This window comes from Arthrobacter sp. 05T410 (genome assembly GCF_056396505.1).
Map to the genome: position 1 here is coordinate 13531 of NZ_JBFTLP010000020.1, position 24704 is coordinate 38234.

Sequence of the window (24704 nt, forward strand, 5' to 3'; positions counted from 1 at the left end):
GATAAAGAACCCGGCTGCGGCGACTAAAAAGGCCGCTGGGCCTGATGGTACAAAAAGGATGCCCCGCACGTTGGCCATGTTTCGCAGTTGACGGGCAGGCTTGCCCAGATGCGGGCCGACCAAGCCCAACCCCGCCGCCACCAAAATGAGGAAAATTCCCAAGTATTCCACCTACCGTCCCCCGCTGGCATTGTCAGGGTCCATCGCCACGGCTAGATGCTTGCTCGAACGCCCGGGGTCTATCTGCGAGACCTGCATGGCACAACTGAAACCGTCGGTGAGAACAAGGGTGTCCTTTCCGGCCTTGGCAAGGGCGGGAATGACGGAATGCTCGGCAACTTTCATAGACATATCGAAGTGCTCGGCCTCAAAACCGAAGTTGCCGGCGACACCGCAGCAAGAGGATGATTCCACAAGGTTCGGAACACCCCAAGCTTCCAGGACGCGTTTCTGGGCACCTGAACCGAATACGGCGTGCTCGTGGCAGTGGGTTTGCAGCACGGCTGTTTCGGGCGCCAGCGCCGTGGGCTTCCACCCGCGTCTGATGGCGTCATCGACCGCCACGGAGAACGACCGGATCCTTGCCGCGACTCTGGCAGCGGCCGCGCCGCCTACCAGCTTTGGGCCTTCGTCTCGAATGGTCGCGGCGCAGCTGGGTTCGAGGACGACGATATCCCGGTTCGTGCCGTCGTCGAGTTTGCTTACCAACCGGGCCAGCCGCCGTCGGGCTCCATCGCGTTGCCCGGTGGAGATCCAGGTCAGGCCGCAGCAAGCGTCCGGAGTGCACCCTACCGAGCTGCCGGTGTCGCGGAGCACCCGGGCCGCAGCCGGGACGATCTCGGGCCGGAACGCGCGCGTAAAGCTGTCGATGAACAGAAGGACGTCGGCGTTGCCCGTGAACGCGGCTTCCCGCACCTGTCGCCGGATCCGGCCGTTCGTTGCGAAAGCTGGAAGCCGCCGCCGGGCGCTGATGCCCAACCATTCCCCCACAAGCCGGAAGGGGCGTAAAGCTGTCCCCACATTAGCCAGGGGTGCTACGCGGGTCAGCAGCGGGAGCCACCGGGGCAGCCAGCCAATGGAGTAGTGAGTAAAGGGCCGGATGCGCCCGCGGTAATGCTCATCGACGAGTTCCGACTTGGCTTCAGCGATGTCCACTCCGGTGGGACAGTCAGCGGAACAGGCCTTGCAGGACAGGCAGAGGTCCAGTGCCTCCCGGACTTCGGGGCTCGACCAGCCGTCCTTGCTACTGCCTTGGGTCCGGGTCAGTTCCTGCAATACCCGGGCTCGGCCGCGGGTCGAATCTTTTTCATCCTTTGTGGCCCGGTAACTGGGGCACATGAAGCCGCCAGTGGTGGACCGGCACCGTCCTACACCGATGCATGCGTGGGTGTTCCCGACGAACGGACTTGCCACCGGCAGCAGAGCACGGTCTTCGGAGGAAGGTCCGACGGCGGCAGTCTGGGCTGTGGTCAGCTCACCATGGGCGGGGCCGGGTGCAACTACTCCTTCCAAAGCCAGCGAGGCTGAGAAAGGTTCCGGGTCGACGATGATCCCGGGGTTGAGGACCCCTGCCGGATCCCAGAGGCGCTTGAAGGCCTTGAAGATGCCCACCATCTCCTGGGAGTACATCACGTCAAGTAATTCGCTGCGCGCCCGACCGTCACCGTGTTCCCCGGACAGGGAACCTCCATGGGCCACCACCAGCTTGGCCGCCTCACGAGTGAAGTCGCTGAACACCCTGCGGCCGGAGCCGCTGCGCAGATCGTAGTCCAACCGCATATGGACGCACCCTGCACCAAAGTGGCCGTACATTAAGGCCGTATAGCCGTACTTTTTCACCAGTGGGAGCAAGTCCGCCAAGTAGTCGGCAAGACGCTCCGGTGCAACCGCGGAATCTTCCCAGCCGGGCCACGTTTGCACTCCATCGATCCGTCTTGATGAAAGGCCCGCGCCGTCTTCTCGCACCCTCCAAAGTGCGGCCCTGTCCAAGGGCTCCGTGACGATCGAATGGTCAACGACGCGGCCATCGACGCCGAGCTTGTCAACCAGGTCTTCACAAGATGCGGCCGCCTGCTGGAGGGTGTCATCCGAAAACTCGACCATGAGAAAGGCTTTGCCCTCCGGCAATGACTCCACGCTTGCCGCTCCCCGTCGGTGCCGCATGATGTCCACGATCGATACGTCCAGGCCCTCGATGGCGCTCGGCTTTGCACCCAGGATTGTCGTCACATCACGCGCGGAATCGATAGTATTCGCGTAGCCAAGGCACAGCAGCGCGGTAGCCGAGGGCTTCTGCACAAGGCCCACCTTGGCCCGCACGACAACGGCGCATGTGCCTTCGCTGCCTGCCATTGCACTGGCAACATTAAAGCCGTGTTCCGGCAGCAGATGGCCCAAGTGATATCCAGAGACCTGCCGGGGAATGGTCTGCAGCTCCACCCGGAGGGCCGCCAGATGTGCTCCCGCCAGCGCTTTGAGGCCCTCCAGCAGGTCCTCAGCCCGGGCAACGGAATGGGCGTCGTTATCGTCGACAGCGCGGAGGAAATCCCGCCCCGCCCTGAGGTACGCGCCGTCGGCCGTGACCAGCTCCAACTCCTGCACGTGGTGGGTCATGCGGCCGTAAGCTACTGAGTGGTTTCCGCAGGCGTCGTTACCGATGGAGCCACCCACTGTGGCGCGCGTCAGGGAAGAAGGGTCCGGGGCAAATGTCAGCTTGCCTGTGGTGGCCTTCTCAACCTGCGCACGCAGCTCACCGAGGACGACCCCCGCGTCGGCCCACACCGTCGCCTGGCCTGCATCGAGGGATCCCACAGAGGTCATGTGGCGGGAAAGGTCGATCACCACACCGTCGCCTACGGCGTTCCCTGCCATCGAGGTTCCCCCGCCGCGTGCGGTGGTCGGTACTCCCGTGGCCGAGCATGCCCGCAAAACTGTCCGAACGTCGTCGACGTTTTTCGGGAAGGCGACGGCGGCAGGCCGTACCCGGTAGTTCGATGCATCGTAGGAATACTCAGAGCGTCTTCGCGGAGAGTCGTCCACCTGGATGCCGTGATCCCTCAACCTGGCGAGCAGCTGCCTGAGTTTCGTGTCACCGTCGTCGTCGTCGGGCATGGTTGCATTCTCCATTCGTAGTGGTCCGCAGGAAGTGTAGGCAGATGCGGTAGACGCGGGGGTGTGCCAAAACAGAACGGGCACAGCAGATGAATCCGCTGTGCCCGTTGGATTGATGGAACTGCCTACTTCAAGAACTCGGAAAGGTTGTCCTTGGTGATGAGCGTGAATGGCAGCGTGTAGCGGTTCTCCACGTTTCCGCCTTTAAGGAAGTCGGTGACAACCTCGACTGCTTTGACGCCCTGTCCGGCTGAGTCCTGGCGTACAGTTGCCGAAATTGTCCCTGCCTTGATGTCCTGGAGGGCGGGGTCGGTGCCGTCGACGCCAACCACTGCCTTGAACTCGGCCGTGCGGCCCGCGTCAGCAATGGCCGAGGCTGCACCGATGGCCATTTCGTCGTTGTTCGCCACCACGGCGTCAATCTTTCCGGACGGGAAGCGCTGAAGGGTGTCCTCCATGTTGCGCTTGGCGTCGTCACGGCTGCCCTTTGCCTGGAATTCGGCGACAATCTTGAAGTTCTTGTTGATTGTCTTGTCGAAGCCCGACTTGCGGCGGTCGGTCCATGACGCACCGTAGACGCCGGCCGCGAAGACGAGGTTGCCGCCGTTGGGAAGGAGCTTGTTGAGGTACTCGGCCTGCATTTCGCCGGCCACCGTGTCATCGACACCGATGTAGCTCTTGTAGCCGACGTTGGCACCTTCTGCGAACTCGGTTGACAGGATGAACAGCGGAACGTTGGCGGCGATGACCCGTTTCGCAGCGTTCTGGCTGGCATCGCCATCGAGAGGCTGCATGATGATGGCGTCAACCTGGCGGGTGAGGAGGTCCTCAACCTGGTTGAGTTCGCTTCCGACGTCTTTCTTGGAGTCGGTGATGCTGAGCTTGACGCCCTTTTCGTCGGCCGTCTTCTTCATGGCGTCAGTCATGTGGGCCAGGTCCGGGTCCTGCAGGTCGAGGACCACAACTCCGATGTTGTAGGTCTTGCCTGCGGCTGAACCGTTGCTGGCATTGCTGCCGCCGGCACACCCGGTCAGCGTGAGGGCACTCGCGGCCAGCATTGCGACAGCCGCGGCGAGCTTACGTCGCATTCCCATGGTTGTTCCTTTCAATGATTTTGTCTGTGGTGAAGGAAATTGGTGGTTTGTTTGTCGTTGGTGACGCCGAGGGTCAGTCCGACTTCCAGCGGTTCAGCAGTACGGCGAGCACCAGGATGATGCCCTGGACTCCTTGCTGGAAGTATGAGGAGACGCCCAGCAGGTTCATGCCGTTCATTACGACGCCCAGCAGGAGCACGCCGACGACGGTTCCCCGGATGGTGCCCACACCGCCGAACAGGCTTGTCCCGCCGATGACGACGGCGGCAATCACCTGCAGCTCGTAGCCGGTGCCGGCCACGGGGGCCGCACCATCGAGACGGGCAGTCAGGACGAGGCCGCCCAGCGCGGCGGTGATGCCGCCGATGAGGTAGACGGTGAAAAGCACCCGGCTTGTGGAGATGCCCACTTTCTTGGCGGATTCTTCGTTTCCACCCACGGCGTAGACGTGCGAACCAAACTTGGTGCGGCTCAGCACGAACTCACACAGCAGTGCAGCCAGGAGGAAGATAATCACCGGCACCGGGACAGGACCAATGAACCCGGAGCCGAGCCACTCAGCCGGGCCACTCAGCCCGGAGACAACCTGCCCGTCCGTGATAACCAGAGCCGCTGTGCGGGCAATGGCCATCGTCGCCAAGGTTGCCAGAAATGGCAGGATAGCTCCCCACACCACCAACGCTGCGCTGAGGAAGCCGACCAGCAGGCCCACTCCGAGCCCGGCTATCAGCGGCAACCAGAAGGCACCTCCGCTGGCCGGGGCCAGTAGCGCGAAGGTCATGCCGGCCAAACCCACTACGGATCCCACAGAGAGGTCGATTCCTGCGGTGATCATGATGAAGGTCATCCCCAGCGCAATCAATCCGATGATGGATGATTGCCGCACGACGTTGACCAGGTTGTTCAGCGTGAGGAAGTTCGGGGCGGCAGCAGCCAAGAAGACGATGATGAGGACGAAGAAAATGAGGATTCCGTAATCCCCGATGAGGCGCTTGGTTTTGGTGGCAACGGATTCCTCATTGAGCTCAGCCGGTCCCAGCTTTGTCTTCAGATTTTCCATTGTGAGGCTCACGAGTCGCTCCCGTTCGTCGTACCGCGTCCGGCCAGCGCATCAACGACACTCATCGACGAGGTGCTTCCGATTTTGCGGCGCTCGTCCGGAATGCCGCTCCCATTGTCGACATAGTCGTCCAGAGTGCCGTGTGAGATGAGGTGCGCCACTTCGGCTTCAGTGACGTCTCCTACGTGGAAGCGCCCCACCACCTGGCCTTGGCGCATGACCGCGAAGCGGTCGGCCACTGCAAATGCTTCATCCAGACGGTGAGTGATGATGATGACAGCGATGCCCAAATCCTTGAGCCGCTGCGTCACCTCGATGAGCTTGTCCACCTTGGCCACTGACAGGTTCGCGGTGGGCTCGTCCATGATGATCAGGCGTGCATCAAAGGCCAGTGCCCGCCCAATGGCAACGGCTTGCCGTTGTCCACCCGACAAGCGCTTGACCTTGAGCCGGGGGTTGATAGGGATGTCCAGCCGCTCCAGCACCCGCCTGGTTTCGGCTTCCATTTTTTTCCGGTCGATGATCTTCAGCAGCGGACCCAGAATGTTCTTCTGCGGCTCCCGCCCCAAGAAAATGTTGGTACGGACATCCAGGTTGTCAGCCAGGGCAAAGTCCTGGTACACCATCTCGACCCCTTGGTCGCGGGAGGCCGACGGAGTGGGAAACTCCGTCCTCTTTCCGTCCAACTCGATGGAACCCCGATCGGGTTGGTACACGCCCGTGAGTACCTTCATGAGCGTTGACTTGCCGGCGGCATTGTCGCCAAGCAACGCGAAGGTTTCGCCGGGCTGGACATCGATGCTGACGCCGCGCAAAGCGGACACCGCCCCGAATGTCTTATGTATGTCCTTTAGGGCGACCAGTGGAGGGGTCGCCGGTGGTGCGTCGGTCATCTCATCCTCGTTCGATAGGGCTATGCAATGAACCGGTGAAACCTTAGGCGGCGGTCGATCAAATTTTTTGTTTGATCCTGCAGTTTCAGGGGTAATTCCGGGGAAGCCCTATAACTACGTGACCCCCACCACACTGTTTCACTTACTTGAACTTTGACGGATTCGAGAATGCGGGATGTGTGCCAATTTGAAACAGGGGAAGGAACGCCGAACAGACCATGTGGATCGTTTCAATTAATAGCGGATTTATGGGCACGTGCTGGCCCGAGATTGGCCGGACGCCGGCTTATCTCCCTATAAGAAGGCTGCAGCCGTCCTGTGAAAAAGGCGACGCTCGCCCCTCGAGACAACCCACATGATGTCCCCTCGGGAGCTTTGTCCTCTACGTATCCGTCGAGCAGTACCCGCCCGGCTTTTGCAAACGGACCAGGTCCCCTGTCTCTGTTTGCAAATGGCAACCGACGCCGTCCAGCCAGTCAGCCGTCATGCCCTGGGCCTATGAGCTGCGACGACACCGGCTTTCCGCCCAGCTCATCTGGGTTGGTTCTGGGTGATCAGCGAAAGAGCCTGACCTGGGTCGCAGATGCTGTTGCGAAACATCGGGGCCCAGTTCAGGCGGCATCTTTGGCCCCTCTAGGTATGGTCCACTTCTATCGCAACCCCGGCCCGGGCCGATTTCTCTGCGGCGTCGGCCAGGATCAGCGCTGCGCGGCCGTCCTCAAAGCCCGGGTTCCGCGAAGGAAGTCCCCGCACTGCGCGCAGGAATTCGGCCACTTCAAGACGGTAGGCCTCCGCATAGCGCTCCAGGAAGAAGTTCTGGTAGGGACCGATCGCTTCGACTGCCCTGGCACTCCAGTGCCGGACGAGCGTGTCATTCTTGTTGCCCACTTGCAGCAGTCCCGTTGAGCCAAATGCCTCAATTCGCTGGTCGTAGCCATAGGCTGCATGACGAGAATTCACAATCGTCACTAGCTCGTCCTTGGACCCGCGCAGAGTAACGACTGCCGAGTCGAAGTCTCCGGCGTGGCGGGCGTTCTCGCTGAAAACGTTCGCGCCCTGCGCTGATACCTCCACGATGTCCGGTATGAAGTACCGCGCCATATCCAGATCGTGGATGGTCATGTCCCGGAAGATCCCACCCGAGTCTGCAAGATACGATGCCGGCGGCTCCCCAGGGTCGCGACTGGTGATCACCATCTGCTCCAACGTGCCAATCTCGTCAGCTGCTACACGACGCTTTAGCTCCACAAAATGCCTGTCGAAGCGCTTGTTGAAGCCCAACGCGATGGGAACGTCCGACGCCGCCGCTTTCGCACGGAGCGCATCCACACGCGCGATATCCAGAGCAATTGGCTTCTCGCACAACACGGGAACACCTGCATCAATGGCTCTCTCCACCAGGTCCACGTGGGTTGCAGTTGGTGAGGCGACAATGACGGCATCGACTTCTCCTGAGGCGAACACTTCCTCGGGGTCGTCGCTCACACGGCCGCCAAACTCGGCGGCTGTCCGTTTGGCACTTTCGATAATGGGGTCACATACCCAGGCAAGCGTGGCTTCGTCCAAGGTAGCCAAACTCATGGCATGCACCTGACCGATCCGTCCGGTACCGAACAGGCCAATCCTGATCTGTTGCGTCATTGCAATCTCCCAGATGTAGATATGTCGTTGAGGGGAAATGGGGAGCTGTCAGTCGACCTTCTGCCGCCCCAGCCGTGCATACACCTCAGGGCGCTTGGCACGCAGGACGAGGGCGTAAGCAATGCCGCCTAAAAACAATGCGAAAGTGAACGTCATGAAGATGACCGTCAAGACAGTGGATCCGCCGATGAGCTCAGGGTAGTTGGTGATTGCCAGATAAGTGATGAGTCCGAGGAATCCGGCGCTAATGAGCGGTGCGACTATTGTCTTCCAGACCGACTCCGGCGCAAAGCTACGACGGCGCAGGAAGTAAACGAGAACCGCGCAGCTCGTGATGAACATCAGGAGCAAGACTGCGAAACTGCCGCTGCCGCTGGCGATTGGATAAAGGTTGTCCGGGGATACTGCCAGGATCGTGAAGATCACGGTCGCCACGCCCCAGATCAGACCCACAGCCAGCCCCGACACGTACGGGGACTTATGGCGGGGGTGTACCCGCCCAAGGATTGACGGCAGCACCCCATCGGCCGCGAGGGAGAAGCTGTACCGGGCCGCGATGTTTTGCACAGAGAGCATCGACGCCAGAATCGAGGTGATCAAAAGGATCGTGCCCACATCTGCGAAGATTTTTCCGAGCAGCGCTGTGGCGGCGTCATTGAACAAGTTGACGGTGTTGTCTTGGGCGGCAGTCTGGGCGTTGTCAGCTCCCAGGAACGCGATATAGGCCCAAGCCGCGATGGCATAGAACAGGCCGATACCGGCCACGGCAAGGTAGGTTGCCCTCGGGATCGTCCGCTCGGGATTCCTGACCTCGTCGCGGTAGATCACTGTGGCCTCAAATCCGAAGAAGTTTCCAACAGCGAAGAGCAAAGCCAGTCCCAGTCCGGCGTCCGCCAGCCCCGGCATGGCAAAGCCGATGCTGTGCTCCATGTTGCCGCCGCTCGAGGCGAAGGAGGCGATGTCGAAGATGACAACTACCGTGGACTCAAGGAGCATCACGATCGTCAAGACCCTCGCCGAAAGGTCGATCCGATGGTAGGCGAGAAACGTCGTCACCGCGATAATTCCGAGTGCGTACCAATACCACGGGATGTCCGGGCCGATTAGGGTGTTGACGACGAAAGCCTGCAGCGTTACCGCGAACAGCGGCGGCGCGAAGAAGCCGATGAACATGTAGCCAAAGAGCGCAAGGAAGGCCCCTCCTAGACCGGCGGGCTTACCGAAGCCCGCCGTGACGAAGGAGTAGAAACCACCGGGGTTCTTGACGCTCTGGCTCATCTTCACGAATCCAACGGAGAAGATGAGCAGCATTACAGTCAGCAAAATGTAAATGCCGGGCGCGGTGTGGCCGCTGAACATCAGCAGCACCGGGATGAAACCTGCGACCGTTGTCAAGGGCGAGGAGAACGCGAGCACGCTCATCACGAGCTCGCCCACGCCCATATTTCCGCTGAGCTTATGTTCCTGCGTATGGGCCGGCGTCTTCGTCGTACCTCTTGGTGTGCTTGACATGTAAAATCCTCGTCACGAAATAATTTTGAGTGCTAAATCACACTATCGACGGGGATCGTGAGAGCACTGTACCAGCTTGGGACACGGGATCCCATGGGGGTATTCCGGCCCGTTTCTAGAACCCGGAATACCCCATGGAATGGCTTCATCAGGGCGCTTCAGACGCCAAGGCAGGAGTAGCCGGACCAAGCTTCTTCAGGTCCACCACGTCCTGGAGCGGCTCATGGGCCTTCCACAGCCTGAGATTCCGGGCAAAGCAATCCACTACTCTTCCCCGCCAGCCGATCAAGTCGCCGGAGGCATGCGGCGAGACCAGGATGTCCCGACGACTCCATAGCGGATTCCCGATATCTAAGGGCTCATGTTCAAACACATCCAGTGCCGCCCCGCCCAGATGTCCGGCGTCAAGGGAGTCAAGAAGGTCCTGCTCCACCACCACCGCCCCGCGGCCTACGTTGACCAGACGCGCCCCGGGCCGCATTGTGCGGAGCCGCGACGAGTTGAACAGCCCGCGGGTTTCTGATGTAAGCGGCAGGGTCAGCACCACGTCATCGGCTTGGCCAAGAAGCTGGTCAAGCTCATCAAAGCCGGAGATTGAACCCAGCTGGGGATCGTTCCTGGCAGACCGGCCCACAACGTTGACGTCCATTCCCGCAGCGCGCAGGAGGAGGACGGTTTCGCGGCCAACCGGACCCGGCCCCACTACCAGGACTTTCCGTCCCAGCAGCGGCTCGGTTTCTCGGTGCTGCCAGATGCGAGCCTGTTGCAGCTCTATGGTGCGGCGCAGGTCTTTGGTGAACATCAGCAGGACGCCCAGTACCCACTCTGCGATCGGCCGCTCGCACACGCCGCGGGAGTTGCTCACAACGATGTCGCTGTTGACGATTTCGTCGGTCATGAGGCTGTCAACGCCGATGCTTGAGGTGTGGATCCAGCGCAGCTCCCCCGGCCCCACCTCACGCAGGAGCTTGGTCCTGAAGTCGTTCAGGAACAGGATCTCCGCACCGGGCTGGGCAGCCCGGAACTCGTCCGCGGTGCGCACCACGACGACATCTGCCTCGGCTTCCAACCGTTCAACAGGAGGGCGCGGGCGGCCCTCCTGGACAATCACTATCACTTTTGGTCTTGACACGCCCTCCCCTTCCCGGGGCTGCACCTCAGGAGCAGCCCCCGCTTGTTCTTATGTCTGGAGCTTGCTTCCGTTTACCAGCCGCCCTGCCAACCGCTCATCAGGCCGTACGGCAAGCGTTGTGGCTCCTCGTCCCGCAGGCCCTTGAGGAAGTCGAAGTCGCAGCCTTCGTCGGCCTGGTTCACGTGATCGATGAAGAGCCGTCCGTAGCCGCGCCGGTATTTCGGTTCCGGAAGCTTGAGTTCTGCCAGTCGGCTCTCGATCTCTTCGGCAGGGATGTCCAAATCTAGGCGCTGGTTCTCAACATCGAGCACAATGGGGTCCCCGTCCCGGACGATCGCCAGCGGTCCACCTACGGCGGCCTCCGGAGAAACGTGCAGCACGGTGGTGCCAAAGGCGGTGCCGCTCATCCGGGCGTCGGATACGCGGACGATGTCGCGGATCCCGCGGCGTAGGAGCCTCTCGGGAATGGGGAGCATGCCCCATTCGGGCATGCCGGGAGCCCCTACAGGCCCGCTGTTGCGCAGGACCAAAACGGATTCTTCGGTAATGTCCAAGTCGGGATCGTCAATCCTGCGTCCCAGGTCGTAAATGTCCTCGAAGACCACTGCTGAGCCCTTGTGCTGCAGCAGATCCTTGGACGCAGCACTCCGTTTGATGACTGCGCCGTTGGGTGCCAGTGAGCCACGGACGACGGCAATGCCTCCGGAAGCATCGAAAGGGGCCTCGAGAGTACTGACCACGACGCCGTCAGGTTCGGGGGCCGAACTGTAGCCATTCTCAAGGGACTCCCCAGTGACCGTGAGTGCGTCCTTGTTCAGCAGCGGCGCCAGTTCCTTTAGTACGGTGGAAATGCCGCCGACCTGGAACAGTTGCTGCACCAAGTACTCGCCGGAGGGACGGACGTTAACAATGCGAGGGGTCCGTTGGGAGATTTCGTGGAAGCGGTCCAACGGCAGTTCATAACCAACCCGCCGGGCCAGTGCCAGAAGGTGCACCACGGCGTTGGTGGAACCACCCACAGCCATCAGGAGGGTGATTGCGTTATCGAAGGCCTCTTTTGTCAGTATTTCGCTGGGCTTTGGCCCCTGTGACAGAGCCATCTCCACTGCCCGGCGGCCGGTGGCTTCCGCCGCTTGGGCGCGACGCGCATCTACCGCAGGGATCGACGCAGTGCCCGGCAGACACATGCCGAGTGCTTCGACGAGGGACGTCATGGTGGAGGCTGTGCCCATCTCGCTGCAGTGTCCTGCAGAAGGTTTCGCAGCCGATTCAAGCTCGTCGAAGTCCGCCTCGGTGATCTTCCCTGCGCGGAGCTCATCTGCGTACTTCCAGGTGTCTGTGCCGACCCCGAGCTGCTTCCCCCGGAAGTGTGCGGGCTCTTGGGGGCCGCCGGTCAGCATGATGGTTGGAACATCTGCACTGGCGGCACCCATGAGCTGGGCTGGGACTGTCTTGTCGCAGCCGCCCAGCAGCACGATGGCGTCTAGCGGGTAGGCGCGGATGGACTCTTCAACGTCCATGGCCATGAGGTTTCGGAATTGCATGGCCGACGGCTTCATGAGACTTTCACCCAGGGAGATGGTGGGGAACTCGAGCGGCAGCCCGCCAGCCATGAGAACGCCGCGCTTAACGGCGTCGGCGAGCAGCTTGAAATGGATGTTGCAGTTGACCAGTTCCGACCAGGAGTTGGCGATGCCGATGACCGGCTTGTCCTTGAGGGCAAAGCGCGAGAAGCCCTCTGCCTGGATCGCTGTGCGGTGAACGAATCCGGTGAGGTCGTGCGGTGCGAACCATCGCGCGCTGCGGAGGTCCTTGTAATCCGACTCTTGCATATCCTTCAAAGCTCCTTGGGCTTGTAGTTCTTGACAGGTGATGGGGACGTTTCTAGGCGGCGGTTGTGCCGCCGTCGAACGCCATGCTGGTTCCGGTAGCAAAAGTCCCTTCGACGGCCAGGAAATAGATAGCCGCGGCCACCTCGTCCGGATCGGCGAGCCGGTTCAGGGGCACGGTGCTTTCTTTCAATCTCCGGGCTTCCGTTGGATTCGGCGCCGCTGCCAGGCCTGCCCGCACCATGGGCGTATCAATCGGCCCGGGGCAGACTGCGTTCACCCGGACAAGGGGTGCCAGTTCCAAGGCCAAAGCCTTGGTGAGTCCTACAACGCCGGCTTTGGCCGCGCAGTAATGGACAAGCCCGGGTGCACCCATGGCGGCGAGGTCGGAAGCGACGTTGACGATCGAGCCTCCCCCGGACCGCCGCATATGGAGCCCGGCCTCACGGGAAACGAAGAAAGTCCCGGACAGGTTTGTCTCCAGCACGTCGTGCCAGCGGTCCTCGGTGAGGTCTTCCAAGGCCACATGCCCGGCCACACCAGCAGCGTTGACCGCTACGTCCAGGCCCCCCAGCGTATGGATCGCACCTCGGACGGCATTCTTGACTGCGGCGGCATCGGAGACGTCGGCAACCACTGTGTGCGCGCCGGCGCCGATCTCGTCTGCGACGCGCTGCAGACCGGCCGACCGCCGGCCCAGCAGTGCCACCCGGGCGCCTCGTTTGGCGAAAAGTTTTGCGGTCGCTTCCCCGACGCCGGATGCCGCACCCGTGATGAGCACGCGCAGGGGTTCCGTTCGAAGCTGTTGATTTCGGTCCATCATCATCGACGGAACTCCTCCTGTAGGCACGGGTGGCTGGCATGTTCCACTAAAGCAGTGCATCCCCGCCGCCAGCTGTCTCACATTGAGACACATCGCACACTGCCTGCGTTCTTAGGCTGGTCAGCAGATGCCGCCTTCATTCCGTGGCACAGCACCGCTGAGAGCGGGACAGACTAAGGAGTCCTTTTGGAACAGCAGAACCGCATTGGGGTTGGCTTGATTTCGGTCGGATGGATGGGCAGGTTGCATTCGCGCGCGTACCTGGCCACCAAGCAGTTCTTCCCGGAACTGCCCCGGCACCCTGAGTTGGTGATCGCCGCGGACCCGGACGACGCCGGTCGCCACCATGCCGAGGACGCACTCGGTTATAAGGAAACGGCCACGGATTACCGCAAGGTGCTGGAGAACCCGGACGTGGACGTTGTGTCCATTTGCTCCCCCAACTTCCTTCATCACGAAATAGCACTTGCCACCATCGAAGCCGGCAAGCACTTCTGGATTGAGAAGCCCATGGGCCGCAGCGCGCAGGAATCCCGCGAAATAGCCCAGGGCGCAGAGGCCGCAGGACTCATCACATCTGTGGGATTCAACTACCGGCACGCACCCGCTGTGGCGGAAGCCAGGCGGCTCATCCGGTCCGGAGCCCTGGGCCGAATCACCAACGTGCAGATCCGCCTCCTCACCGGATACGCCTCGGATCCTAGCCAGGTATTCACCTGGCGCTATGAGCAGGCCCGTGCAGGCTCCGGAGTCCTGGGCGACGTCCTCAGCCACGGCTTCGACCTCGCACAGTTCCTGGTGGGCCGCATCACCTCGCTGAATGCCGTGACGGAGACCTTCATCAAGGACCGTCCCCTGCCTGCCGGCAACTCCTCGAACTCTTTCGACATGGGCCAAGCCTCGGATGTCACGAGAGAGGTGGAAAACGAGGATTACACCGCCATGCTCGCCCGCTTCGAAGGCGGTGCCATCGGCATGTTCGAATCCACGCGCGTGGCCATCGGACCCCATGCCGAATACATCATCGAGGTCTACGGCACTGAAGGCTCCCTGCGATGGAATTTTGAGCGCATGAACCAGCTTGAACTCGCCACAGACCGCAGCGGCTACCGCACCATCATGACACCGCCGTCCTTCGGCGAGTTCGGTCGTTTCCAGCCCGGCCCCGGCCCTGGAATCGGGTTCAACGACCTCAAGACCATTGAAGCCGCGCTGTTCCTGCGTTCCGTGGCCGAAGGCAAGCAGCTCGGTCCATCCGCCGCTGACGGATGGTCAGCATCTGAACTTGTGGATGCATCGCTGCGCAGTGCCGGTTCCGGCGAATGGGTTGAGATCCCGGAAGTTTCCGGTCAAACGACCTACCAGGCCTAAGTCCACGCCGCACTGCAAGTGCAGAAAGAGGAGGCCGGATCGCGATGATCCGGCCTCCTCTTCGTTCTCAGTCGACAGCTCGACCTATACGCATGTATGTATCGGGATTCCGGCGCCTCAACAGCAGTGCAAGGGCAATCCCTATGGCTATCGACAAGTAGGGTATTGCAAGCAGAACTGTGAGCAGGAATTGGTCGCCCACCACGAGCAACTCCATATTGAAGGAAGCAGTCAACAGCGCAAACCCGATCCCCGCGAGAGCGACGACTGGGGCAACCAGAGTGCGCCAGAAAGACATACTGGACTTGTTCCTGCGGAAGTAGACGATGATGGCGACGGCAGTCAGGGAGAGCAGAAGCAGCATGCCATAGAACGCCACTCCCGCTGCGGCTGCATAGAGAGCATTCGCGTCACCGCCAGAAATTACCAAGATGAGGAGCACCAGAAGCAAGACAGCACCGACGGCCACTGCGGCGCGATGTGGAGACCCATGCTTCGCATGGACTGTCGAGATCGCCCTCGGAAAAATTCCGTCAACCGCCAAGGAGTGAGTGTATCGGGCCAGGATGTTCTGAAGGGATAGTCCCGAGGCGAAAAAGCTGGTGACCAGGAGAATCGCGATAGCTTGGTTCGCGAAGGCTCCAAAATACCGTAGGAGAGCGTCCGGCATCATGGCCGTCGGATCCGCTTGAGCCGCCGACACAGCGTTCGACGTTCCCGTCGAAAGGATCAGGGCAAACGCGGAAATGGCGTAAAAGACACCGAGAAATGCAACTGCAAGGAACGTGGCCCGGGGGATGGTGATGCTCGGCCTTTTGACCTCGTCCCGGTAGATGGCTGTCGCTTCGAATCCGTTGAACACCCCAATGCTGAACAGGAGGAGGACGCCTATGGTGGGAGTGAAGAGGGTGGCAGGGTTCCATGGCTCGAAGGAGGGCCCCTCAGGTCCTCCGTTAATGATGATCACTGCATCAAAAATGGCTACTGAAAGTACCTCGACGGCCAGGATGACCGAGAGAACTTTGGCAGATAATTCCACGTTGAAGTAGCTGAGCACCCATGCGATGACGAACATCACGAAACTCCAAAGCCACCATGGTGTTGATACGTCCTCCAAGAAGGCACCAAGCAGGTTGTTCACGGCAATTCCGGAAACAACAATGCACGAGGTGACGTTGAATCCGTAAGTGACCAAAGCGAGGAATGATCCGCCAAGGCCGAGGGGACGGCCCAGGCCTTCCCGGATGTACGTGTAGAAGGCGCCGGGGCGCGGTATTGCCTTCGTCATTCCTGTGAAGCCCATGGCAAAGAGCGCCATCAATACAGCGACCGCGACGAACGCGATCGGCACTCCAATTCCAAACGAAATGTTAACGGAGACGAAGCCGAAGACGACGCCCAACGGAGCGGTAAAAGCCAGCACCGTGAAGAGCAGTCCAGTGGTCCCCATTCGGCCTCTGAGCTGATAGATGGACGATCGAGCTTCAATGTCTTCTGCATCGTCAGCGACTGCGTGCTGAACGGGAAGTTCCTGTTTCACTTTTGTTCTCCTCAGGAGAGTGATGTCATCTTTGACGCTCACTATGACGGGTGAATGCAAGCCGGTTGGCCATACTGCTGGTGAGCTGGTGAGGCTGTTTCGGCCGAGTCCCAGTTAGTTTCTTGATTTTGATTCCGGAACGGCGCAGGAACTGTCCCAGGATGATGCACTGCCGGGCGGCAACAGAGTCCTGGCGCCTCAACCCAGCGCCAGGTCGAACCCCTTGGCTTCGTAGGCTTCAACCTTGCGGTAGAGGGTTGATCTCCCGATTCCCAGGAGGGTCGCGGCCCGGACGCGGTTGCCGGACGCCTCGGCAAGCGCACCCCTTATCTGTTGCAATTCCGCCTCTTCCAGTCGGGTGAGGCGGGTTGTGCCAAGTCTGCGAAGTTGCACCGCGTTAAGGTCGGAAAGGTGCAACTCCCCGCTCAGGGACTGCGACGCCGCCGATTCAACAAGGTCGCGAAGCTGACGGACGTTGCCTGGCCAGTCAGCCACGACCAAGGCATCGCGGAGCTTTGGCGACATCCGCACCTCCCGTCCAAGTGCGCTCCTGAGAAGGTGCGATGCCAAACCGACAACATCCCCCCGCCTGTCTCTGAGGGGCGGCATGACGATCTCTATTCCCCTCAGCGCTGATAGAACTGGCAACAGGTCATCACTAACGATCCCGGCAGTCAGGATAAGTCGGGGCTGTTCCAGGACCTGTAACAAGGCGGAGAGGTCCTCCTTTAAGTGTGGCCCGCACTTGTCGACCCGGTGGAGGACAACTGCCGCTCCTTTCTCGAGGGCTGCGTCGACGTCTTCAACGCCGAACTGCCTTGCAGACCGCTGGCTGAAGTCGAAGAGGTAGGTCTCGGTGGATAATCGCTTGGCCATCGCTTCCGCCAGGGTTCGTTTACCACTGCCCTGCTCACCAATAATGTAGGCCGGCACGCGACGGCTCACGGCCGCGCCTGCAGCGTCCAGGGACCTGCGGAGCGCCCGGCTGGTTCCGACAATGCCTTCAAACTGCGCAACAGATTCTTCCGCCGCCGAACCCACACGCAATCCCACAGGGGCCGACGGAACCTGGACACGCATTACGGATGCACCACCAGCACCCAGCTCGCGGAGACCCATCGGGCGGATGTGAAGCTGGACTTCCCTGCCGGTGCTCACATTCAAACGATGCTGCGATATGCCGTCCCGTTGCTCAGCTTCCCGAGCCAGGGCCGCCAGTACGGCAAAGTCGCTTGGGTCCAGCATACGAAGGGCGCTTCGGCTGGCAATCGTGGTGCGTTCATCCATCGCTACCACGGCATCGGCACCGCGTTTCCGGATCTCGATCAGATACTCGGACATAAGGGCCTGTTCCCGGGCTGCCAACCGTTCGGCTAGTCTCCGGGTGATGTCTGCGGCTGCGCCGTGAACAGTCAGCAGGACCGAACCCGGATGAGTGGTCCGGGCCAATTTCTCGGGCAACATCAACCCTAGGACGCCGCGCACGGATCTTCGGAGGGGGTCACGGATCGGAACTGACGTGCAGTAGCTGTTCTGGAGTGCCTCATTGAAATGCTCGGCACCCCAGACCTGCACTGCTTCACCCTCTTCCAGCACCGTCCCGTCGGAATTGGTTCCAATGAGGTCCTCAGCCATTCGCGCGCCCAAGCTGGGGAACAATAGCTCAGCCTTACGCCGCTCGGCAGCATCGCCGCGGAAGACTGCAAGCGTTCCTTCCGCGTCGGTGAGTACAACCAATCCCCCGGCATCGGTGCACAGTCGTTCGAGTTCGGTCAGCACGGGCTCAGCAGCAGCCAGCAACTGCTCATCCGCCTGGGGAACCGTCGTGTGCAGAAACGGCGATGCAGCCGTGACATTGCACGCAAGACTACGCTGCCACGACCGGGCGATGACTGGTCGCAGGCTGCTCAGGTCCGTCACGTCAGGCTCGGCGAGGAATCGTTCCCTGAGCGACTGGATCTCCGAGTTCGGCCTTACGCCCACGTGCAAGGAAAAAGCCTCGGGAATCCGCGAAACATCGTAGAAAGTCATGTCGGTGGCTGCTTTCTGCATAAGGGCTGGAGTCAGTGCTGCAGCAGGTGTTCCAGATGGGCAGGCAGTTTCCGCGCCTGCTGTCGCCCAAACAGCTGGAAGTACCACTTTCCAAGCGTTTGTTTTCCGGTCGTACCGCTCGCCTTCCACCCGCCAAATGTCTGCGGTCCTGGCCACCAGCCGGTGGTCGCGTGGCCTGGGACGTTCACATCGACACAGCCCGCCTCAATGCGGTCAAGGAATTCCCTGGCCTCGTCCACGTCTCCTGTATAGATACCCGCGGTCAAACCCATGTCCGTGTCATTGGCTGCTGTAAGTGCCGCTTCAAATGTCGGTACCTTGCTGATGGTCAGAAACGGCAGGAAATGTTCCACGGTTGCCAACTCATGTGTCGCCGGCACACCGGAGACCACGGTCGCCGGAACGAAATAGCCGCCTTCATTGGCCTTTCCGGTTTCAATGTGGAAACCCTCAAGTCGGGCCGAGGAGACAAGTGAGGCGTAGCGTTCCAGCGCCTCCGCAGAAACAACAGGACCTGCGAAAACGTCCCCATCGATGGGATCGCCGGCTTTCAATGTCTTAACCCGTTCTTCTACAAGTTCGACCAGCTGGTCATGGGCCGCCGGTGTTACCAACACCCGGGAAAGCGCACTGCATTTCTGCCCGCTGAGGTCGAAAGCTGAGAAAACAATGCCCTCGGCAGCCTGCTCGAGGTCGGCAGTGTCGGTGACAATAACCGGGTTTTTTCCGCCCATCTCGGCTATGACTGGCCGAGGGTACGGTCCGGAAGCGAAGTCGCGCACGATCGACCTGCCGACGGCGACTGATCCGGTGAAGCACACGCCATCAATGTTGGATGCCACCAGGGCGCGGCCCGGAACGTCGCCCCCGTGGACCACGTTCACGAGACCTCTCGGGAGTTCCATGGCCTCACAGAGTTCATAAACGGCGTGCCCGGACCAAGGCCCCTCGTGCGAAGTTTTGACTACCACGCCATTGCCCGCGATCAGGGCAGCGATGGCAGGTCCTGCGGCTTGGACGATCGGGTAGTTAAACGGTGTAATGACGCCAAAAACCCCATAGGGGCGGAGCACCGAATCATTCGACAGGCCAGTTGGGTCGTTTGTCCGTTCGTCCTCGAAAGCGCCGGGAGCCGACGCGTATTCGGTGTATTGACGGACAATTTCAAGAACCTCTGCTCCCTCGGCGTGAGCACCGACGTAAGGTTTGCCGATTTCGAGTGCAACGCGGACTGCCCAATCCTCGAGACGTTCCTCAATGAACGGGATAGCACGGCGTACTCGTTGGATGCGTTCGGCATGTGGTACGCGTGACCATTCACGTTGTGCATGACGGCTTGCCCGGACGGCACGCTCCACCAGGTCCGCGGGAGCGTCGTGACAGGCGCTGACCACCAGACTGGGGTTGCTGGGATCTTCCCGTTTCATGAGCTGGCCTTCGAAATACTCCTGGCCTGCGATGACGTGGGGAACAGTTATGTAGGGTGCACGTCGTCGTTCAGTCATCCGGGCCCCGAAGGCCTGCTGCGCGTCAATTGTCATCGCCAAGAAACTCCTTAATGGATTGGTTACCCCACATCGACGGTGGGTTCTGTCGAGACTACGCAGCAGCGCCAACGGCTACTGTCCCAACGTGGGACATCTGGTCACATGGCCGTGTAGCCCGCATCTACCACAACGGCGGAACCGGTCATCTTGCGTGATTCATCCGAAACCAGGAAGACGGCGACGTCGGCAACTTCCTCCGGGTCGATCAACCCGAGCGGCTGGTAAGCACGCTGGGCTTGCTCGTCATTGAGGAATTCATCATCAAAGAAGTCCGCCACCATGGGGGTGCGCACTCCGCCAGGGCAGAGACAATTGGCCCTGATGTTGTCCTTGGCGTATTCCACAGCGACTGACTTGGTAATCATCAGGACACCACCTTTGGACGCAGCGTAGGCCGCAATATCCGGTTCAGCCACCATGGAGTTCACCGACCCCCAGTTGACGATCGACCCGCCACCGGCCCGTTGCAGAGCAGGGATAACGTATTTGCAGCCGTAGAACACGCCCTTCAGGTTGATGTCAATGATCCGGTCGAGCATTTCGTCTGTGGTCTCAAGCACCGACGCGGCCTTAAGGTAGCCGGCGCAGTTAAGCAGCGCATGAACTGCCCCGAATGTCGCCTCTGCCGCCGTTACAAGCCTCTCCACCTCGGCCGGCTTGCTCATGTCGCAGCGTTGCGTCGCAATACGCTCGTGCTCCTTAGCGAGCCGCTCCAGTCCTGCTTCATCAATATCGGCTGCCATGACGCTGGCCCCGTGCTCTATCAGTGCCCGCACAGTTGCCAGACCCTGTCCCGATGCTGCACCTGTAACAATTGCCGTCTTGCCTTCGAGCCGCATGGCCACAGTCGATCCCCTTTGATTCAGCGCGGCCGAGTGCCGCACTGAAGGCAATGTTGGCTTGGATCGATTGACCAAAAATGTATCTTTCTGACACAAATCCGGCTCCAACACGCCAGTAGCGTCTTCCAGAGCGTGACACACACTTCACGCAGATCACGAAGGAGACAATCATGGGCCGCGTACAAGGCAAGGTAACCATCATCACCGGTGGGGCCAGAGGGCAGGGTGAGTCGCATGCCCGCCTCTTCGCCCAGGAGGGCGCGTCCGTGCTTGTCACCGACACTCTGGATGAGAGCGGCGAGGCTGTCGCCCTGGAATTGCGGGAGTCTGGACACGATGTTCAGTACATGCACTTGAACGTTACTTCCGAAGATGATTGGAAATCCGTCATCGCGACAGCTGAACAACGCTGGGGACGCGTCGACATCCTGATCAACAATGCCGGGATCGTTGGCACCATGAAGTCCGTCGAAGACGAAGGGCTTGAGGGTTGGTCCAAGACCACCGCGATCAATCAACAAGGTGTCTTCCTGGGCCTCAAGCACGGCGTTCCGGCAATCGAGCGCAGCGGCGGCGGCGCAGTCGTCAATACGTGTTCCATCAACGGCACCGTCGGTAATCCAGGCAGCTTCTCCTATCAGGCTTCCAAGGGAGCCGTGAAGATGATGACGCGTGCCGCCGCGATGGAGTATGCAAACCGTGGTGTCCGGATCAATTCTGTTTCGCCGGGGTTGGTGATGACAGCAATGGCTGTCGAAGAGGGCGAAGAATCCAACCGCGAATTCAGTGAAGCGACGCCGATGAAACGAGCGGCCCAGCCCCTCGAAGTGAGCTACGGGGTGCTCTATCTGGCCAGTGATGAAGCCAGTTACGTCACTGGTGCCGACCTCCGTATTGACGGTGGCTACACCGCCCAGTAGGGCGGCGTAGCCGGCCAACTTAAGCCCGAAGGATAACCGCAAATGACATACACAAAGGAAGCACTGCAGATGACTGATGTAGCTTTACCACCTGCAGCCAAGGGTTCCCGTTCGATCAACACGCCAGAAAGAACCGTGCGTGAGTGGGTCGAACGGCTGGACACAACGATGACGTCGCTGGACCCCCTTGCCGCTGCTGATCTGTTCATGCCGGATGGCACCTTCCGCGATCTCTTGGCTTTGTCTTGGGACTTCCGAAATGCCATTGGCCGTGAGGAAATCGCACGTCTTCTGGCAGCGCCGGACTCAAAGCCAACAACGTCCATCGGAATGCGCCCGGATGGCGCGCCCATCGTCGTAGAGGATGGGACGTCAGCTTCCATATCTTCCTTCCTCCAATTCCGGAACAGTGCGGGGGGAGGTTTCGGGCACGTGCGCCTTGTCCAAGAGGAAAACGGATCCTGGATGGCGGCGAGCTTGGTCCTCGCGCTCGATACCGTGGACAGTCACCCCGAGCGCCACCAGAGCGCCCGGCCCAGCGGAAAGACCCACGGACCCGTTCGTGACCGCCTCGGCTGGAAGGAAGGACTCGACCCCGAGTTCAAACAGCGGGAGCCGGAGGTTCTCATTCTCGGCGCTGGACACAACGGGCTTATGCTGGCGGCCCGCCTCAGAGCCCTTGGCATTCCCGCCCTGGTGCTGGAGCGCAACCAGAGGGTCGGCGACAACTGGCGCAAGCGCTACAGTTCGCTGGCACTCCACACCCCGCTTGCCTCCGATCATTTGCCGTACCTTCCATTCCCTTCCACGTGGCCAAGTTTCACCCCAAAGGACAAGCTTGGAGACTTCCTCGAAAGTTATGCAACCCTCCTGGATCTGGCGGTTTGGACCGGGGCCAGCGCAGACACCGTGGAGTTCGATGACGCTTCACGGCGGTGGGTCGTCAACGTCGGACGGCTGGACGGAAGCAGCCGAAAGGTGAGCCCCAGGCATCTCGTCTTTGCCACGGGAATGAACGCTGCTCCAAATATCCCCGAGCTTCCAGGTCGGCAGGACTATCGCGGAACTGTGATGCATGCGGTCGACTATCAGGGACACGCCCGTTGGCGGGGAAAGCGGGCGGTGGTTGTCGGGTCAGGCGTCAGTGGCCACGACATCGCGCAGGACCTGGCGGAGCATGGCGTCGACGTCACCATGATTCAACGGTCCGGAACTTTCGTCATGAACACCTCGACATTCCACAAAGTGATGCACGCCAACCACATCAGCGGTAATTACAGTACGGAAGAAGCTGACCTCCTAAACGCTGCTACTCCTTTCGGAGCACTTCCAGCGCACGGCCCAATGCATGTAGAGCTAGTCAAGTCCATGGATCGGGAGCTTTTGGACGGCCTTGTCGAAGCAGGGTTCGAGCTGAGCGACGGTCCGAATGGGCAGGGCGTTCTTGGATTGATCTTTGGCCAAAACGGAACCGGCTATTACTACAACGCGGGCGCATCTGAATTGATCATCGACGGAACCATCAAACTTCGCCACGGCAGCGTAGAGGGTCTCACTGCCGGCGGGGTGAACTTGGACGGCGGACGGTTCTTGGAAGCTGACCTCGTAGTGTTCGCTACCGGCTACCTGGGTGCCCCGGCAGTAGTACGCGAAGTGCTCGGTGACGACATCGCTGATCGGGCAGGTGAATTCTCCAGGGTAGGTCCTGATCGTGAATACGGTCGCCTCTGGCGTCGCACCGGAGTCGACCAGCTATGGTTCATGGTCTCGCTTGGCATCGGCGACGGCAGGTTCTACTCGAAACTGCTTGCGCTGCAACTAGCGGCCATGGAAGCCGGCGCCATGCCGCTTGAACAGCCGAACGGCTAACGCAATCTGAGTCCAGCACGGAGAGAGGAGGCCGGATCGCGATGATCCGGCCTCCTCTTGCGTGCAACAGTTGCTTATTTGGCGAAGCGGAACAACTTCTTGTTCGCGAACTCCAGCATGCCTACTTTGCCCAGTTCGCGGCCGTAGCCGGACTTCTTGACGCCGCCAAAGGGAACATCGGCTCCGCTGAGGTCGTATGCGCCGATGAAGACCATTCCGACGTCGAGCTGGTTGCCGACGCGCTCAGCGCGCTCAAGGTCGTCGCAGATCACCACGGAACCGAGGCCGTACGGCGAGGAGTTGGCGAGCTTGATCGCTTCCTCGTCGCTGCCGACCTTGTACAGCTGGGCCACCGGGCCGAAGAGCTCTTGGCTGTAGACGTCCATGGACGGCGTGATGTTGGTGATCACCGTTGGGGTGAAGACGTTGCCCTGGGGCTGGTTGTTGCCCACCAGGATTTCGGCGCCCTGATCGACGGCTCCCTGCACCTGTTCTGTGAGGAACTTTGTCGCCGAGTCGGAAGAGAGCGGGCCGAAGTCGCCCTTCTCGTAGGACTGCCCGGCAATGGCTGCTTTGAACTTCTCTGAGAATTCATCGAAGTACTTGTCCAGCACCACGATCCTCTTGGAGCCATTGCAGGACTGGCCGGTGTTGCCCATACGGCCCATGACGGCCTTATTAACGGCCTGGTCAACGTCATCGGTGTCCAGCACAATGAACACGTCAGCCCCGCCCAGCTCCAGCACGCACTTCTTCAGGGCGCGCCCGGCCTGCTCAGCCACGATCGCACCTACCTGCTCCGAACCAGTGAGTGATACCCCCTGCACGCGGTCGTCGGCGATGATGTCCGAGATCTGCTGGTGCGTGGCAAAAAGGTTGACGTAGGCGCCCTCGGGGAAACCGGCATCGCGGAAGAGTTCCTCAAGGGCCAGGGCCGACTCCGGGCACTGGCTTGCATGGCGGACAATCACGGTGTTGCCCAGGATGATGTTGGGAATCGCGAAGCGTGCCACCTGGTAGTAGGGGTAGTTCCACGGCATGATGCCGAGGACCACGCCCAGGCCTTGGTACCGGAAGAAGGTCCGCAAGCCGTCGGCTACCTCGAGCTCTTCATCGGCGAGCCACTCCTCCGCGTGCTCGGCAAATGCTGCGGCGATGGCACCGGAGAACTTTGCTTCCCCCACTGCCTGCGGAAGGGGCTTGCCCATCTCCCGGTTGATGATGGCCGCGAGCTTGTCCTTGCGTTCCACAAACAAGCTGGCCAGCCGCTTGGCCAAGGATGCCCGCTCAGCCACGGATGTGGTGCGTGACCACTCCTGGTAGGTTTTTTGCGCTGCGCTGAGGCCTGCTTCGACCTCTGCATCGGTGGCCGCCGGGTACTGCGCGTGGGTGGTTCCTGTGGCCGGATCAATAACGGCAAATGCGCTCATGGTGGGATACTCCTTTGTCAGATAATTCGAAACGGGAT

The 24704-nt window shown here is 60.7% G+C and carries 17 protein-coding genes; 3 read left to right on the top strand and 14 right to left on the bottom strand.

All coding sequences use genetic code 11. The annotated features are described in order from the left end of the window. Window positions 1-171 precede the first annotated feature (171 nt). The 9 genes from AC1DFR_RS18235 to AC1DFR_RS18275 all read right to left on the bottom strand — a co-directional run bounded on the left by AC1DFR_RS18235 (window position 172) and on the right by AC1DFR_RS18275 (window position 13098). Complete coding sequence (locus tag AC1DFR_RS18235) at window positions 172-3111, bottom strand: FAD-binding and (Fe-S)-binding domain-containing protein (RefSeq protein ID WP_476874102.1); 2940 nt, start codon at window positions 3109-3111, stop codon at window positions 172-174. A gap of 125 nt (window positions 3112-3236) precedes the next feature. Then, on the bottom strand, window positions 3237-4205 hold the full coding sequence (locus AC1DFR_RS18240) for a sugar ABC transporter substrate-binding protein (RefSeq protein ID WP_476874103.1): 969 nt from the start codon (window positions 4203-4205) through the stop codon (window positions 3237-3239). Window positions 4206-4278: 73 nt separating this feature from the next. After that, window positions 4279-5277 (bottom strand): ABC transporter permease, encoded by a 999-nt coding sequence (locus tag AC1DFR_RS18245; RefSeq protein WP_476874104.1) that lies wholly within the window; start codon window positions 5275-5277, stop codon window positions 4279-4281. Then, a complete protein-coding gene (locus tag AC1DFR_RS18250; protein ID WP_441410120.1) occupies window positions 5274-6158 on the bottom strand; it encodes an ATP-binding cassette domain-containing protein in 885 nt (294 codons plus the stop codon). The genes AC1DFR_RS18245 and AC1DFR_RS18250 overlap by 4 nt, the downstream gene beginning before the upstream one ends. Window positions 6159-6791: 633 nt before the next feature. Then, the gene (iolG, locus tag AC1DFR_RS18255; protein ID WP_476874105.1) at window positions 6792-7799 is read right to left on the bottom strand and encodes an inositol 2-dehydrogenase; all 1008 of its coding nucleotides are present in this window, start codon (window positions 7797-7799) and stop codon (window positions 6792-6794) included. 48 nt (window positions 7800-7847) lie between these two features. Beyond that, entirely contained in the window at window positions 7848-9311 is a 1464-nt protein-coding gene (locus tag AC1DFR_RS18260; protein ID WP_476874106.1) for an APC family permease, read from the bottom strand. Between the two features lie 148 nt (window positions 9312-9459). Continuing rightward, window positions 9460-10443 (bottom strand): D-2-hydroxyacid dehydrogenase, encoded by a 984-nt coding sequence (locus AC1DFR_RS18265; protein WP_476874107.1) that lies wholly within the window; start codon window positions 10441-10443, stop codon window positions 9460-9462. Between the two features lie 71 nt (window positions 10444-10514). Beyond that, a complete protein-coding gene (locus AC1DFR_RS18270; protein WP_476874108.1) occupies window positions 10515-12275 on the bottom strand; it encodes an IlvD/Edd family dehydratase in 1761 nt (586 codons plus the stop codon). Between the two features lie 52 nt (window positions 12276-12327). After that, window positions 12328-13098 (bottom strand): SDR family NAD(P)-dependent oxidoreductase, encoded by a 771-nt coding sequence (locus tag AC1DFR_RS18275; RefSeq protein ID WP_476874109.1) that lies wholly within the window; start codon window positions 13096-13098, stop codon window positions 12328-12330. A 183-nt stretch (window positions 13099-13281) separates the two neighbouring features. Here AC1DFR_RS18275 and AC1DFR_RS18280 point away from each other — a divergent pair, with 183 nt between their 5' ends. Next, complete coding sequence (locus AC1DFR_RS18280) at window positions 13282-14466, top strand: Gfo/Idh/MocA family protein (RefSeq protein ID WP_476874110.1); 1185 nt, start codon at window positions 13282-13284, stop codon at window positions 14464-14466. 67 nt (window positions 14467-14533) lie between these two features. Here AC1DFR_RS18280 and AC1DFR_RS18285 read toward each other — a convergent pair whose 3' ends face one another. From AC1DFR_RS18285 to AC1DFR_RS18300, 4 genes are all read right to left on the bottom strand, one after another. Then, window positions 14534-16006, bottom strand: coding sequence for an APC family permease (locus tag AC1DFR_RS18285; RefSeq protein WP_476874111.1), 1473 nt, complete (start codon window positions 16004-16006; stop codon window positions 14534-14536). A gap of 198 nt (window positions 16007-16204) precedes the next feature. Continuing rightward, window positions 16205-18037 (bottom strand): sigma-54-dependent Fis family transcriptional regulator, encoded by a 1833-nt coding sequence (locus AC1DFR_RS18290; protein WP_476874112.1) that lies wholly within the window; start codon window positions 18035-18037, stop codon window positions 16205-16207. A gap of 32 nt (window positions 18038-18069) precedes the next feature. Next, window positions 18070-19599, bottom strand: coding sequence for an aldehyde dehydrogenase family protein (locus AC1DFR_RS18295; RefSeq protein ID WP_476874113.1), 1530 nt, complete (start codon window positions 19597-19599; stop codon window positions 18070-18072). Window positions 19600-19703: 104 nt separating this feature from the next. Beyond that, window positions 19704-20444 carry an SDR family NAD(P)-dependent oxidoreductase gene (locus tag AC1DFR_RS18300; protein ID WP_476874114.1) on the bottom strand — a complete coding sequence of 247 codons (741 nt, stop codon included), beginning with the start codon at window positions 20442-20444 and terminating at the stop codon, window positions 19704-19706. Window positions 20445-20617: 173 nt separating this feature from the next. On the opposite strand from AC1DFR_RS18300, the gene AC1DFR_RS18305 reads away from it, so the two are divergent. Continuing rightward, a complete protein-coding gene (locus AC1DFR_RS18305) occupies window positions 20618-21367 on the top strand; it encodes an SDR family NAD(P)-dependent oxidoreductase (RefSeq protein WP_476874115.1) in 750 nt (249 codons plus the stop codon). 42 nt (window positions 21368-21409) lie between these two features. Next, the gene (locus AC1DFR_RS18310; protein ID WP_476874116.1) at window positions 21410-23236 is read left to right on the top strand and encodes a flavin-containing monooxygenase; all 1827 of its coding nucleotides are present in this window, start codon (window positions 21410-21412) and stop codon (window positions 23234-23236) included. A 74-nt stretch (window positions 23237-23310) separates the two neighbouring features. On the opposite strand, the gene AC1DFR_RS18315 is transcribed toward AC1DFR_RS18310, so the two are convergent. Then, window positions 23311-24666, bottom strand: coding sequence for an aldehyde dehydrogenase family protein (locus AC1DFR_RS18315; protein ID WP_476874117.1), 1356 nt, complete (start codon window positions 24664-24666; stop codon window positions 23311-23313). Between the last annotated feature and the right edge of the window lie 38 nt (window positions 24667-24704).